At 46.9% G+C, this 326-nt stretch carries 2 tRNA genes; both read right to left on the reverse strand.

Features of this window, described 5'->3' with window-relative positions:
* Positions 1 to 84 precede the first annotated feature (84 nt).
* Positions 85 to 159, reverse strand: a tRNA-Val gene (locus DW033_RS17730).
* 33 nt (positions 160 to 192) lie between these two features.
* Positions 193 to 267: transfer RNA gene (locus DW033_RS17735), tRNA-Val, on the reverse strand.
* Positions 268 to 326 lie beyond the last annotated feature (59 nt).

A 326-nucleotide genomic window follows, 5' to 3' on the forward strand; every position in this document is an offset into this window, starting at 1 on the left:
CCGACCCTCTGCTTGTAAGGCAGATGCTCTGAACCAGCTGAGCTAAACGCCCGAAGTTCTTTCGGTATAATAATAAATTAAAAGTGGGCGTTGACGGATTCGAACCGCCGACCCTCTGCTTGTAAGGCAGATGCTCTGAACCAGCTGAGCTAAACGCCCGAAAATCTTTCGGTGAAATAATAAATTTAAAGGTGGGCGTTGACGGATTCGAACCGCCGACCCTCTGCTTGTAAGGCAGATGCTCTGAACCAGCTGAGCTAAACGCCCTTTAAACTTATTTTTCGTTCGCTTTATCTCTCTAAAGCGCTGCAAAGATACGGCTTTTT

Origin of the sequence: Parabacteroides sp. AF39-10AC (assembly GCF_003635405.1) — a bacterium.
GTDB lineage: Bacteria > Bacteroidota > Bacteroidia > Bacteroidales > Tannerellaceae > Parabacteroides > Parabacteroides distasonis.